This window comes from Methylobacterium sp. WL119, assembly GCF_008039875.1.
Classification (GTDB): domain Bacteria; phylum Pseudomonadota; class Alphaproteobacteria; order Rhizobiales; family Beijerinckiaceae; genus Methylobacterium.
Genome location: NZ_VRUU01000054.1, coordinates 20,298 through 33,867, shown reverse-complemented (window position 1 = coordinate 33,867; position 13,570 = coordinate 20,298). Strand labels below are relative to the sequence as shown.

Sequence of the window (13,570 nt, the reverse complement as noted above, 5' to 3'; positions counted from 1 at the left end):
GCGGGGCCGCCTCCGCCTGCCGGCGGATTTCATAGGCGTAGTTCATCAAACCCGGTCCCTCACGGGCCGCGGCTAGGGTCCAGGCAAAGCCTTCCCGTTGACGGAAACACGTTCCGTCTTGACTCCCGAGGGGAGACATGGCTTGTGGGGAGCAGTGACGCGGCCCCACCAGGCCCCAGGTTTTCAGCAGCCTCTTCCTTGCCGGGAAGGGGCTGTTGGCTTTTCAGGGTCTATCTCGCGGCGATCTCTCCTGATGCCGGCTCACGACTCGCCACAGGGCGCGCCATAGCCGGACATGGCATGTCGGCCGGCAGGCACGATTAAGTCAACGGTAAGGGGCTGGGCTGCGCTGCGATGACGGACCCCGAATGCCGTCCCGATCCTCTCTGATCGCGTCGGCTTCGGCCGGGGGCGCGGAGGAGCACCTCTGCGTCCAGACAAAGGTTAAGCCTTCGGTAACGTAGTTCGTGTCTCGTGATGCTCGATTAACTTCGACCGGGCAGCCATTCTTGTGAGGCCATTGCCGTGTGCCGTGCCGCCTTCGCGATAATCGTGTTCATTAGCTTGATTGAACCTGCAGCAGCCCAAACACGCTTCGCTGCCCCACATCCGCAGCCGACAGCGCTCAGCACGCAAGGGGCGCACGTCGAGCAGGCACCTGACGATCCGACGATCACGGGTGCTATTGCCAACGCGGAGGCGCGTAAGCGGATGGATGCTTTTGATCGTCGTATTGCGGCCCGCAGCAACCAAGCGGTACGCTCGATATGCCCTGACTGTGCGTCTGACGCCAAGCAGCACAAATGGGCGGCCAAACGCATTGAAGCTAACGCGGAAGTGTCGGAGTTCCCAATTAAAGATCCAGCCCAGGCACCTGGTGAATAGGACTTCATGATCCGGTCCGCCCTCGTCCTACGCCTCGCCGCTCTAATGGCCTACCCCCGTTCGGTGGCCCAGGTTCGAAGTTAGTGCATCGTCGGTCGTGTGACGATGGTAGAACGAGCGGACGGCACTGATCCGGTGCGCTCGTCCGACAGCCACTTCGTCAAGGCGAGGGGCCTGCGCTGGATGAGTCTGATGCTGTTGGCTCCGATCCCCTGGGCAGGCCGGGTCTGGGCGCTGCCGTTCCTCACCGCGCTGGTGCCGTCCGAGCGCGCCTGCCGGGAGCAGGGCCGTCGACACAAACCCCTGCTCGCCGTCGGACGCCAACTCGCCCTTCAGGCGCGGCGCTGGCTGCCTGGGCGCGACCTCGTGCTGGTCGGCGACAGTGACTTTTCCGCTCTGCTGTTCCTCAACGCCCTGCGCCGGGGCGGCGTCACGGCCATCACCCGCCTGCGGCTAGACGCAGCCCTCTATGATCCGGCTCCGATGCGGCTGCCGACCACGATCGGCCGCCCCTGTCTGAAGGGTGCACGGCTCCCCACGCTCGCCATGACCCTCGCGGCCAAGGACACGCTTAGACGAGAGGTCGTGGTGCCCGGCTGGTACGGGGCGAGTGAACGGACGATCGAGATCGCCTCCGGCAATGCGGTGTGGCGACATGCCGGCATGCCGGCGTGCCGATTTGCTGAGTGCTCATGCGCGATCCCGAGAACCGCTTCGAGCCCCAGGCGCTACTCTGCACCGATCTCGCGCGCGACCCAGTCCAGATTGTGTCGTGGTTCGCGCGACGCTGGAGCGTCGAGGTCACCTTCCAGGAAACCCGCGCTCATCTCGGCGTCGAGACGCAGCGGCAGTGGTCTGATACAGCGATTGCCCGCACCACCCCCTGCCTGCTCGCCCTGTTCTCGATCGTTACGCTGCTGGCCACACGGCTCCCGGCTCGCCAGGGACGACGCGTTGCAGCCGCCGCGTGGCACCCGAAACCGCGTCCGACCTTCTCCGACGCGCTGGCCGCCGTGCGATGCGCGATCTGGCCTGAGCAGACTTCGGCGATATCAACCCGCCGACACCCCCGAACAAAACCCCGCTTCCGCCTATCAGCACCCTGGGCCTATGCCCTCTGCCACGCTGCATGAATGGCCAATGTCGAGATCAATATCGTCCTTGGAAGGCTGCTTCAGTTTTACGGCGATGGCGGACTAAATTGTGGGCGACCTCTGGAACCGAAGGCGCCATGCAGGCAGCATGGATAACGCGGGATTGCGACATGCCTTGGTTGACAGGTGAGGTATCAGGCTGAATAGAACCCCTTAATCGGGCACATCTGACCGCGGGCGGCCGGCTCCGGCCCAGCCTGCCGCATAGTGGTACAGGTGAGGCGGATGCCACTCGCAGGTCGGATCCGAGGTATTCAGCACGAGCGTTGCGCTATGCGGCTGGTGCCGTTTGTGACTGCGCTTTCCTTGCGCGAAGCCGAAGCGATTGATGGCGCAAATCACCGTTGTGGCCAGTAGTGTTGGACGAAGCGGCAACCGATCGGAGCCTGGTGTGAAAGCAGTGATCCTAGCCGGTGGCCTTGGAACGCGTTTGTCAGAGGAGACAGTGACGCGGCCCAAGCCAATGGTTGAAATTGGCGGGCAGCCGATCCTGTGGCACATCCTGAAGATGTTCGGTGCGCACGGCGTGACCGAGTTCATCGTTTGCCTCGGTTACAAGGGCTACGTTGTCAAGGAATATTTCCTTAACTACCGCTTGCACCTAAGCGACGTTACCGTCGATGTGGGGCGCGGCGACGTCGCGTTCCATCGCAGCGGCGCCGAGGACTGGAAGGTGTCGCTGATTGAGACCGGGTCAGAGACGATGACCGGCGGGCGGCTCAAGCGTGTGCGCGACTACATCGGCGACGAGACCTTCTACATGACCTACGGTGACGGCGTGTCCGATGTCGACCTGACGGCCCTGCGGCAGTACCACGAAGCCCATGGTGGGCTCGCCACGCTGACCGCGGTGGCACCGCCCGGTCGCTTTGGCGCGCTGGAGATGGATAGCGACCGCATCCGTAACTTCCGCGAGAAGCCAGCTGGGGACGGAGCAATGATCAACGGCGGCTTCTTCGTGCTTTCGCCGAAAGTGCTCGACTATGTGACCGACGATACCACAGTGTGGGAGAACGAGCCGTTGGAACGACTGGCTCGCGAGGGACAGCTCTCCGCCTTCCGACATCACGGGTTCTGGCAGGCGATGGACACGCTGCGCGACAAGAATAACCTCGAAGCGCTCTGGGCCGCCAAGCAGGCCCCGTGGAAGGTATGGTGAGCGCGGCCGCGCCGGGCGCGCTCAACCCCGATCCGGCTTTCTGGGCCGGGCGCCGGGTCCTCGTTACCGGGCATACTGGCTTTAAGGGGGCGTGGCTGACCCTATGGCTCGCCCGTCTTGGCGCGACGGTCACTGGCTTCTCGCTGGCGCCGGATACGCGGCCGAACCTGTTCGACCTCGCTGTTAGCGGGCGAGCGGACACGCGAATCGCTGACGTACGTGATCTTGACGCGCTCAAGGGCTGCATTGCCGAGACGCGGCCGGAGATCGTGCTGCATCTGGCAGCTCAGGCGCTAGTGCGCCCGTCCTACGTCGATCCGGTTAGTACCTACGCTACCAATGTGATGGGTACTGTGAATCTACTAGAGGCAGTGCGTGGCGCACCGTCGGTGCAGGCGGTGGTGATCGTGACCAGCGACAAGGCCTATGAGAACCGCGAATGGCCCTGGGCCTATCGCGAGAGCGAGGCGATGGGCGGGCACGACCCCTACTCGAACTCGAAAGGTTGTGCCGAGCTCGTCACAAGTGCCTACCGCGCTTCGTTTTTTGGTCCTCGAGGTCATCCGGCGCGGATCGGCAGCGGGCGCGCCGGCAATGTCGTCGGCGGCGGTGATTGGTCGCTTGACCGCCTGATCCCCGACCTCGTACGCGCCTTTGGCGAGAACCGCTCTGTAGAGATCCGCGCACCACATGCAACTCGCCCGTGGCAGCACGTGCTCGAACCGCTCTCCGGTTACCTCCGGTTGGCCGAGAGCCTCGCCGGCCATGACGGCGCGGGGTTCGCCGAGGGTTGGAATTTCGGGCCGGCCGACGAGGATTGCCAGCCGGTAGCGCGTGTCGTTGAGCGCCTTGCCGCCACCTGGGGAGGGGGAGCTGCGTGGCACCTCTCCGCGGGACCACACCCGCACGAAGCGACCTTCCTGAAGGTCGATGCCTCGAAGGCTCGGGCACGCTTAAGCTGGGACCGCCGCCTGCGCCTCGACGAGGCCCTCGCCTGGACCGCCGAATGGTACCGGGCTCAAGGAGAGGGAGGGGCGGCCGCCGACCTTACTCTTGATCAGATCGCGCGCTACGAGGCGCGCGGCACCATCTCCTAATCGAAGCCGCCCGGTCCGGTCGGTCCGGCCGGGCGCGAATGAGCTTGTCGAGGATCAGCTGATGAACCGCCCCTGCTGCCGCGCCTGTGGCGCCACGCTTGACCACAGTGTGGCTGACCTCGGCCTGTCGCCGCTGTCGAACTCTTACGTGCCGATGGCTAAGGCCCGCGAGGGCGAGCGCGTCTTCCCTCTGCATGCTTTCGTCTGTGACCAGTGCTGGCTGGTGCAGCTCGAGGCCTTCGAGACGCCAGAGAATATCTTTTCCGACTACGCCTACTTTTCCGGCTTCTCTACAAGTTGGCTGGCGCATGCCGAGCGCTACGTCGTGACGATGACCGCGCGCTTCGCCCTCGGAGCGGAGAGCAAAGTGGTCGAGGTCGCGAGTAACGACGGCTACCTGCTGCAGTACTTCGTTCACGGCGGCGTGCCGGTGCTCGGCGTCGAGCCGGCGGCCAACGTCGCCGCGGTCGCTCGCGGGCGTGGGGTGCCGAGCGAGGTCGCATTCTTCGGCGCTGAGACCGCCCGCCGGCTGGTGGCCGAGGGCCATACAGCGGATCTAACGGTGGCCAACAACGTGCTTGCCCACGTTCCCGACATCCTCGACTTCGTGGCTGGCTTCAAGATCATCCTCAAGTCCACGGGCGCTGGTACCTTCGAGTTCCCGCACCTCCTGCAAATGATCGAGGAGAAGCAGTTCGACACGATCTATCACGAGCACTTTTCCTACCTATCGCTCGGAGTGGTCTCGGGCATATTGGAGCGCAGCGGGCTGCGGGTGTTCGACGTTGAAGAGTTGCCGACGCATGGCGGCTCGCTGCGAGTTTTCTTCTGCCACCAGAACGGACCACATGTGGCCATGCCCGCCGTTGAGCGGGTGATTGCCGCGGAGCGCGCGGCGGGACTGTTCGCGCTGCCGGGCTACGCGCGCTTTGCCAAGGACATCGTTACGATCAAGTGCGACAGTCTGGAGTTTCTGATCGCACAGTGCCGGGCTGGGAAGACAGTGTGTGGCTACGGCGCGGCGGCCAAGGGCAACACTTTTCTTAACTATTGCGGCGTCGGGCGGGAGCTGGTCCCCGCGGTAGCCGATCGCTCGCCACACAAGCAGGGCACACTGCTGCCCGGCAGCCGCATCCCTGTAGTCTCGCCCGAGGCAATGCTGGCGATGCGCCCTGACTACGTCCTGATCCTGCCCTGGAACATTAAGGAAGAGGTGTTTGAGCAATTGGCGGGGATTCGCGAATGGGGGGGACAGTTCGTCACCTGCATCCCCGCTCTCGAGATCCACTGAACCCTATGCGTTTCGAGACGCTGCCTCTGCCCGACGCCTTCCGGATCGTACCCGAGCCGTATGCCGATGAACGCGGCTTCTTCGCCCGGACGTACTGCGAGGACACGTTCTCCGAGCGCGGTCTGATGACCGGGTTTCGGCAGTCGAGTGTGTCGTTCAACCTCCGCCGCGGCACGGTGCGCGGAATGCACTTCACCGCCGCGCCCCATACCGAAACCAAGCTGGTGCGCTGCACCCGCGGGGCGATCCTCGACGCGATTATAGATCTCAGGCCCAATTCACCGACTTACCGGCACTGGGCTGGGTGCGAACTCACCGCCGACAATCGCGAGGCGCTCTACATTCCAGCAGGTTTCGCCCATGGGTTCCAGACGCTCTGCGACGATACCGAAGTTCTCTACATGATCGACAAGCCTTACGTGGCGAGCGCCGCCCGCGGCGCGCGCTGGGACGATCCGGCTTTTGACCTGACTTGGCCCGAGCCGGTGACGGTGATCGCCGAGCGGGACCGGGCCTTCCCGGACTGGACCAATCCCGAGGCATGAGGCGCATCCTCCTCACTGGAGCTACCGGCTTCATCGGCGGCCATGCGATCGCCGCGCTGCGCGCGCGTGGCGAGGAGATCCACGCGATTGGGCGTAGCGACCCCGGCCATCCGGACGTGCGGTTCCACTCGGTCGATCTGCTCGACCCATCCGCGATGCGGGCGGCGGTGACGGATATCCGCGCGAGTCATCTGCTGCATCTGGCATGGTACGCCGAGCCTGGCCTGTACTGGCGGGCGCCGGTCAACCTCGACTGGGTGGCTGCAAGCCTCGCCCTCTTCCGTGCCTTCCACGAGGAAGGCGGCACTCGCGCGGTAGGCACCGGCACCTGCGCTGAATACGCTTGGGGCCCCGATACCCTGCGCGAGGACGCTGAATGCCGCCCGGCGACCCTCTACGGCGCCGCCAAGGACGCCCTACGGCGGGTTCTGGACGCCTATGCCGTGACTACCGGCATGTCTTTCGCATGGGGCCGGCTGTTCTTTCTCTACGGCTCGGGGGAGAAGGCCGGCCGCCTCGTGAACGACGCGATCCGGACCCTGCGCGCAGGCGAACGCTTCACCACGACTGCGGGGCTCCAGCGCCGCGACTTCCTCCACGTTGCAGATGTAGCTGGTGCCTTATGTTCGCTGCTTGATGCTGACGCCACAGGCGCGGTCAACATTGCTTCAGGCCAGGCGGTGCCGGTGCGCGACCTCCTGCTCAGCCTCGCCGCGATCACCGGCGGCGCCGAGCATATTGCCTTCGGCGCCCGCCCGCTGGCTGCGACCGAGCCGGCTTGCATCGAAGCCGACATCGAACGGCTTCGCGCTACGGGCTTTACCCCCCAACACACCCTCGCCACCGGCCTTGCTGACACCGTCAACGCTTGGGACAGACGACAGGCAAGCGGTGGGTATGATCATGAGACCGCCGCTTTTCCAGTATGAGTTTTCTGGTGCGCCGCAGCGAAACCGCAGCTGCAATTGATGCCCCCTTTAGCGCTATCCAATCGCGCGGAACGAAAACGATGGCAGTACATGAGCGCTGATCTAGCCAATGCATTCTTTCTGAAGCGAGGAAAGGTCGTCGACAAGTGGGAGCAATATCTTGCGATTTACGCACGCACATTCGAGCATATCCGCATACGGAACGAGCCGGTCTCGCTACTCGAAATAGGTGTCCAGAACGGCGGATCACTTGAGTTCTGGGCGGAAATTCTGCCACACGGCTCGACAGTCATCGGCCTCGATATTGATCCGAAAATCGCCGATCTTGCGTTCGATGTCGATGGTGTTAGGGCCTTCGTTGTAGATGCGACTCAGAGTAATGCTGTCGAAGCCGTGCTCGGCGCACAATCCTTCGACATCGTCATCGACGACGGCTCGCACCGTTCCTCCGACATCGTCGCAGCCTTCAACATTCTTTTTCCTCGTGTGCGACCTGGGGGTGTATACTGCATTGAGGACCTACACTGTAGCTACGACCCTGCCTTCGAAGGTGGATTGCGGCGGCCAGATTCATCGATCGAATGGCTGAAAGGCCTCGTCGACGCGGTCAACGCGGACCATGTTGCGGGTGTCGAGTCCGAGGAACGGCGGCAGATGATGCGGGATAACCGCGCGATCGCTAGCGTGACCTTCTACGATTCGGTGGCGGTTATCGAGAAACTTAGCGTTGAGAAATCCCGACCTTACCGACGTTTTATTAGTGGCGAACACGCTGAGATCGCTCCAACTATAGATTTAATCACTAATTTATCTCGTGATACTCTTGGAGCTATTTTGTTCGGGCATCCGGCTGCCCGCAATCTCGAGGGTGAACTTGTCCGATTGCTCGAGGAAGCGCGGGGCCGGGCGGCCAGCCTAGAGGCGCAGCTTGCCAAACTGGTCGTGCAGACGGCCCAGGCGGCGGACGACGTGCAGCGGATGCAGGCCGAGCAACAGGCGGCGGACGCAGCAAAAGCGACGGCAACGATCGCGGCGGCGCAGCAGGACGCGGCATCTCTACGCACGGATCTCGTGGCGCGTGATGAACGCCTCGCCGCAATGAAAGCTAGAGCGTCTGAACATCGTGTCGAGGAGGATGCGAAAGATCGGGAGGCAGCCTTACTTCGCGTCCGTCTCGAAAGACTCGCTGCCACGCACCTGCATGAAAATGCTACGGCGTCGGAGCACCGGGAGCGGGTCTTGGCGGCGCTAGCGCAGATTAACACTGCCCAGGCCGAGGCTGCAGCTAGCTTGGCGAGCGGCTTTCGACAGGTAGCCTCTGAGGTCCGGCAGGCTGAACGGCGTGGCGCGGCGCGGCGCGGACGTCTTGACAGCCCTTTAGCGTCCAACGTTCCGGTGCCGCAATTAACTTGGCTTTCGGGCGCAGCGCCTCGCGAGAACCCACAGGTGAGCCCGCCGATGCCATCGCGCGGCCTGCGCCGACGAATCCCGCTTTTCGAGCGGACCCGTATCCAGCTGGTCGCCAAACTGTTCTCACCGGCCTGGTACCGGTTGCGCTACCCAGACGTAGCGGCAAGTGGCATGGCCCCCCTTCGGCACTACCTGCGTTACGGCGCGGCCGAGGGGCGAGATCCACACCCGCTTTTCTCTGCAGCTTGGTACCTCGAACACGCACCGGACCTGCGTCGCTTCGGCTTCAATCCGGTAGTCCATTATCTAACGGTCGGCGCCGCCGAAGGCCTTGACCCGCACCCGCTCTTTGACGGGCTCTGGTATCTCCAGCGATACCCCGATGTGCGTTCAGCTGGTGTCAATCCGCTGCTCCACTACATCGAGTACGGCCTGTCCGATTTACGCGACCCGAACCGGCTATTCTCTAGCAGTTGGTATCGTGACCGGAACCCTGACGTAGCGCAGGCCGGAATGGAACCGCTACAGCACTTTGTGCAGCATGGCGCCGCTGAGTTCCGGGACCCGCATCCGGGCTTCCAGTTGGCGGCCCACGCCCAGCCCAACGGAACAACGGCAGTCTGGGAGCGTCTCGCACACCAACTCCGTGAGGCACTTCCGGCTGACGTTGAGGCAATCCGCGAAGCCGGCGTTTTTGACACAGGTTGGTATTCCCGGCAGGTGTCTGCTGGAAAGGACGCTGTCGAACTAATTTGGCACTACCTTCTCGCAGGTGCGGCGCTAGGCCTATCACCCCATCCGCTTTTTGATTCAGACTGGTACCTCGCACGCTACACTGATGTCGGCGATGAGCTACCGTTGCTTCACTACCTCCGTGTGGGAGCTTATGAGGATCGCAGCCCCGGCCCCCTGGTGGAGCCACGCTGGTTCCGTGCCTCACGCGGTTACCCTGTGGACGCGAACCTGAACCCACTAGCCTTCTATCTTCAGCACGGTACCGGTGATGCTGGTTCGCCGACGCCGCTGTTCGACCCGCACTGGTACACCTTGCAAAATCCCGCGGTGATGGCCGCGGGTTGCAGTCCACTGATGCATTACATCACCGTCGGGATGGCGGCCGGACTTGCACCAAACTCGTCGTTCGACCCCATTTGGTACGAGAGACGTCATGCCACCCGGATGCCATTGGGCTTGCGCGGGTTCAGGCACTTCACCGCCCTCGGCTCGCGGCAGGACCTTGACCCAGGCCCCGATTTTGAAACCGGCTGGTATCGGGGCGCCGTTCCCGATGCAAATACTAGTCTTGAGCCATTAGCGCATTATCTCGCACATGGTAGTGCCACAGGGCGCGCCACGTTGTCGGCTAATGCCAGCACCCGCGTTGCGGTGATCGCTCATATCTCCAATTCAAATGCAATAGGACTGATCAAAAGTCATCTGCGCGCGATTGACACTCCCTTCGACTTGTACGTAACTTTCCCAGAATCGGTTGATAGGACCTTCATAGGCCGTTTGCGACGCTTGAAATCAGGCGCGGCACTAATCCCAGTTCCCGATCGCGGTTTTGACATTGTGCCGCTTTTCACAGCTCTTGCGTGGGTCCGCGAAAGCGGCCAGACCTACACAGCCATTTGCAAAATCCACGCTGTAAAGAGCCGCGTCGAGCTAGCGAGAAAGCACAATCTGCTTCTAAATTCGATACTGGGCAGCAAGCCTCTAGTGGCCCGGATCATCCGGAGCTTTTCCAAGGACCCTACTCTTGCCCTCGTTGGCTCACGGGATTTTTATCTCGATGGAGCGATGTTCGACGGGAATAACTGCGAGGTGATTGAGAACCTCTATCGCAGTTTATATCCATATCGCACTCGACCGCGAGCCTGGGGCTTCTTTGCTGGGACAATGTTCTGGTTCCGGCCTGGTCTGTTTGACGAATTGGGGGCCGTTCTAACTAATGGATCCACATACGATTTAATTGATAGAAATGACGCCTTGTTATCGCAGAGCGTTTCGCGGATGTTCGGCTTGGTTGCAGCTGTTGAATCAGGTCGGGTTGGGCTCATCGACGTCAGCCCAGCTGGGGACGCCCAATGGGATGGTATAGTTCAAGATGCCGGTGGCTGGACGAACCAGGACAAACAGCAACACATCCTCGCAGGTCGGGTGGAGGCTCAGCGCGGAAAGGTCACGTCCGACCTTGCCATGTACTCGCATGTGTTGGGGAACGGGCAACCGGAACTAGGGGAGGCTTTTGGCGTCCGTTTTGTGGCGCCTGTGCGGGCACTAAACGGGCTTGGTACCAGCGCACGCGGTTACCTTCGTAGCCTTAAAGCAGCTAAAACGCCGCTGAGCGTTTCTAATTGGACCTCGGGTTTTGAGCGTGTGCGACAGATTCCGCTAGAAATCCCGCCCGATGGCGACCAGCTAATCCAAATCACGCACCTTAACCTCGATCTTCCCTTCATCGGCAATGCCTTTGATTCGTTTAACTCTAACGATCCCCTGCGTCGCGCCCGTTACCACATTTTGATCCCCTATTTTGAACTCGTATCCCTTAGACCTGAATGGTTACCTGTACTTGCCCGATTTGACGAAGTCTGGTGTGCCAGCACTTTCTTGGAGCGCGCGATCAATGCAGCTTCGACAATCCGTACGCGGGTTGTGCGTCCAACAATCCTACCGGAGATTGCCCAGCCCGGAGCCTTCGACCGTGCCTATTTTGGCTTGCCCGAGGGCCGCTTCGTTTTTGGTTATTTCGCCGATGCCGGCAGTATTCTCGACCGTAAGAACCCGCTGGCGCTGGTGGAGGCCTATATTGCCGAATTTTGTGCTACCGACGGGGCGTGCTGCTTCGTGAAGGTCCATTACGGCCGCCGTGACCACCCAACGATTGCGCGGATTCTAGCGATCGCATCGGAGCGGCCCGACGTAGTTTTTTCCGAGGCAATCTATGCCGACGACGAGATGGAGGCGCTAATCCGCCTGCTCGATGCCTACGTCTCGCCCCACCGATCGGAGGGGCTCGGTCTGACCATCGTCGAGGCGATGAACGCCGGCACTCCGGTAATCGCCACAAATTACGGTGGCGCAATCGACATGCTCGATCCCGCGGCTAGTCTGCCGGTGGACTTTCGCTTAACAGAAGTCGGCGAAGGCAACGCTCCTTATCCCGCCAGCTACACTTGGGCCGACCCGAATCCGGACGGGCTGCGCAAAGCGATGCGGGCGCTCTTCGACGACCGAGATCTCGCCCGCCGCCTTGGTGCGGCGGGCACGCGCCGGGTGTCGGCCCTGTTCGGCACTGAGGCCACAGCGCTGACCGTCCGCGCGGCGCTAGACGACATCTGGCGAATCGTGACCACCGAGACAGAGGACAGGGACCCGGCGTGATGCATTCCCCCGACACCACCCGGATCAGCTTCCTAGTCCCCGTCTACAATACCCCTCCCGACGTATTGGAAGCAACAATCCGCTCTGTACTAGAGCAAACCTCCCCTGACTGGGAACTCTGCCTCTACGATGACGCCTCGCCGAATCCCGAGGTTGGAGACGTGCTCGAAGACTACCGCGGCAGTGATGCGCGCATCAAGATCGTACGGGCAAGGGAGAACCGACACATCGCCCGTGCTACTAATGCGGCCGCCGAGTTCGCTACAGGCCAGTTCGTTGGCTTTCTTGACCACGATGACGCGCTGGCTCCTCACGCCGTCGCAACTATGCTGGCGGCGATCATAAAAAACCCGGATGCAGATCTGCTCTATACTGACGAGGACAAGCTGGAGCCTGACGGTAGACGCAGCGAATCTTATTTTAAGCCAGATTGGTCACCCGAGCACCTGCAATCGGTGATGTATGTTATGCATCTTACAGTGATGCGCAAGCACCTATTCTTTGCTCTTGGGGGGCTGCGCCACGCCTATACAGGCGCACAGGACTATGATCTTGCTCTCCGAGCCACTGCCGCAGCCCGCGCAATCGTGCATGTGCCCGGCGTACTCTACCATTGGCGCAAGATCCCGGGTTCCGCCGCCGCGGTGGTTGATGCCAAGCCACAAGCGTTAGTCAACGCACAGGCGGCGATTGCCGATTTCGTACGGACGCAGGATCCGGCGGCCCGTGTCGAAGAGGGTCTATTCCAGGGAAGCTTCCGGGTAATCTGGCCACTGCACCCGGAGCGGCGCGTGACGCTTTTGATCCTAACAAATTGCGCGGCGAAGACCGTTGAGGGCCGCGGCGAGATCGTGCTTGTACACCACGCGGTGGCAAGCATCCGCGCTCGCTCGACTTGGACTAACTACGAAATCGTCGTGGTCGATAACGGTAACATGTCCGATGAACTTCAAGTAGAGATGAAAGCACAGGGTGTCCGGCTTGAGTCTCATGAGTTCGAGCCACCGTTCAATTTCTCGCGTAAAATGAACTTCGCACTATCTAAGGTTCGAACCGAGGATGTTATTTTGCTTAATGATGACATCGAGGTGATCGCGCCTGACTGGATCGAGGCGCTCATTGGTTTTACCGGCCGACCCGGCGTTGGTGCAGTCGGCGCCCGATTGCTTTACCCGAATGGCCGCGTGCAGCATCAAGGAGTTGTGTTCGGCGTGATGGGAAATTCCACCCATATCTTCCATAACCTCGTTGACGAGGATATCGGCTACAACGGCTACACTCATCTAATTCGCAACTACTCAGCAGTGACAGGCGCGGTGCTAGCAACCCGGATGAGCCTTGTGCGCGAGGTTGGCGGGTTCGACGAGGCGCTGGCGATCGACTACAACGACCTCGATTTCTGCCTGCGGCTAGGCCAGGTCGGTTACCGCATCGTCTACACGCCATTCGCCAAGCTCTACCACTTCGAGGGCTCATCACTGCCGCGCACAGCAGTGAGCTCCCCGGACGAAGCCGCCTTCACCGCGCGCTGGGCCCACGTGATCGCCGCCGATCCGTTTTACAATCCACACCTTTCGACAGATCGGGGGGATTACTATACTCCAGAGTGGTCATAATAATATATAGCGATCTAATCACTGAAATGTTATTGTTAAACATATACAATTTGTACAGTGTTCGATCTATACTATCTACCATTATAAGTGTAGTTTT

Annotated in this window: 9 protein-coding genes and 1 pseudogene; all 10 read left to right on the top strand. The window is 61.5% G+C overall.

What is annotated here, in order from left to right; genetic code table 11:
- Positions 1–525: 525 nt before the first annotated feature.
- The 10 genes and pseudogenes from FV227_RS18300 to FV227_RS18260 all read left to right on the top strand — a co-directional run bounded on the left by FV227_RS18300 (position 526) and on the right by FV227_RS18260 (position 13,473).
- Positions 526–885, top strand: coding sequence for a hypothetical protein (locus tag FV227_RS18300; protein WP_147859618.1), 360 nt, complete (start codon positions 526–528; stop codon positions 883–885).
- 105 nt (positions 886–990) lie between these two features.
- Positions 991–1,380, top strand: a pseudogene (locus tag FV227_RS29960) (transposase); the annotation flags it as partial.
- Between the two features lie 197 nt (positions 1,381–1,577).
- Entirely contained in the window at positions 1,578–2,018 is a 441-nt protein-coding gene (locus FV227_RS29955) for a hypothetical protein (protein ID WP_246686576.1), read from the top strand.
- 412 nt (positions 2,019–2,430) lie between these two features.
- Positions 2,431–3,198 (top strand): glucose-1-phosphate cytidylyltransferase, encoded by a 768-nt coding sequence (gene rfbF, locus FV227_RS18290; protein WP_147859619.1) that lies wholly within the window; start codon positions 2,431–2,433, stop codon positions 3,196–3,198.
- The gene (gene rfbG, locus FV227_RS18285) at positions 3,195–4,295 is read left to right on the top strand and encodes a CDP-glucose 4,6-dehydratase (protein WP_246686574.1); all 1,101 of its coding nucleotides are present in this window, start codon (positions 3,195–3,197) and stop codon (positions 4,293–4,295) included. The genes rfbF and rfbG overlap by 4 nt, the downstream gene beginning before the upstream one ends.
- Before the next feature lie 61 nt (positions 4,296–4,356).
- On the top strand, positions 4,357–5,586 hold the full coding sequence (locus tag FV227_RS18280; RefSeq protein WP_147859616.1) for a class I SAM-dependent methyltransferase: 1,230 nt from the start codon (positions 4,357–4,359) through the stop codon (positions 5,584–5,586).
- 5 nt (positions 5,587–5,591) lie between these two features.
- Positions 5,592–6,131, top strand: a complete 540-nt coding sequence (rfbC, locus tag FV227_RS18275) for a dTDP-4-dehydrorhamnose 3,5-epimerase (protein ID WP_147859615.1) — start codon at positions 5,592–5,594, stop codon at positions 6,129–6,131.
- Complete coding sequence (locus tag FV227_RS18270; protein WP_147859614.1) at positions 6,128–7,060, top strand: NAD(P)-dependent oxidoreductase; 933 nt, start codon at positions 6,128–6,130, stop codon at positions 7,058–7,060. Before rfbC ends, FV227_RS18270 begins: the two co-directional genes overlap by 4 nt.
- Positions 7,061–7,150: 90 nt before the next feature.
- Entirely contained in the window at positions 7,151–11,857 is a 4,707-nt protein-coding gene (locus tag FV227_RS18265) for a glycosyltransferase (RefSeq protein ID WP_187274865.1), read from the top strand.
- Complete coding sequence (locus tag FV227_RS18260) at positions 11,857–13,473, top strand: glycosyltransferase (RefSeq protein ID WP_147859612.1); 1,617 nt, start codon at positions 11,857–11,859, stop codon at positions 13,471–13,473. Before FV227_RS18265 ends, FV227_RS18260 begins: the two co-directional genes overlap by 1 nt.
- Positions 13,474–13,570 lie beyond the last annotated feature (97 nt).

Coding starts and splice junctions, on each gene's coding strand:
- FV227_RS29955 (WP_246686576.1), top strand. CDS start 1,578: ATGCGCGATCCCGAGAACCGCTTCGAGCCCCAGGCGCTACTCTGCACC.
- FV227_RS18280 (WP_147859616.1), top strand. CDS start 4,357: ATGAACCGCCCCTGCTGCCGCGCCTGTGGCGCCACGCTTGACCACAGT.
- rfbC (WP_147859615.1), top strand. CDS start 5,592: ATGCGTTTCGAGACGCTGCCTCTGCCCGACGCCTTCCGGATCGTACCC.
- FV227_RS18270 (WP_147859614.1), top strand. CDS start 6,128: ATGAGGCGCATCCTCCTCACTGGAGCTACCGGCTTCATCGGCGGCCAT.
- FV227_RS18265 (WP_187274865.1), top strand. CDS start 7,151: ATGAGCGCTGATCTAGCCAATGCATTCTTTCTGAAGCGAGGAAAGGTC.
- FV227_RS18260 (WP_147859612.1), top strand. CDS start 11,857: ATGCATTCCCCCGACACCACCCGGATCAGCTTCCTAGTCCCCGTCTAC.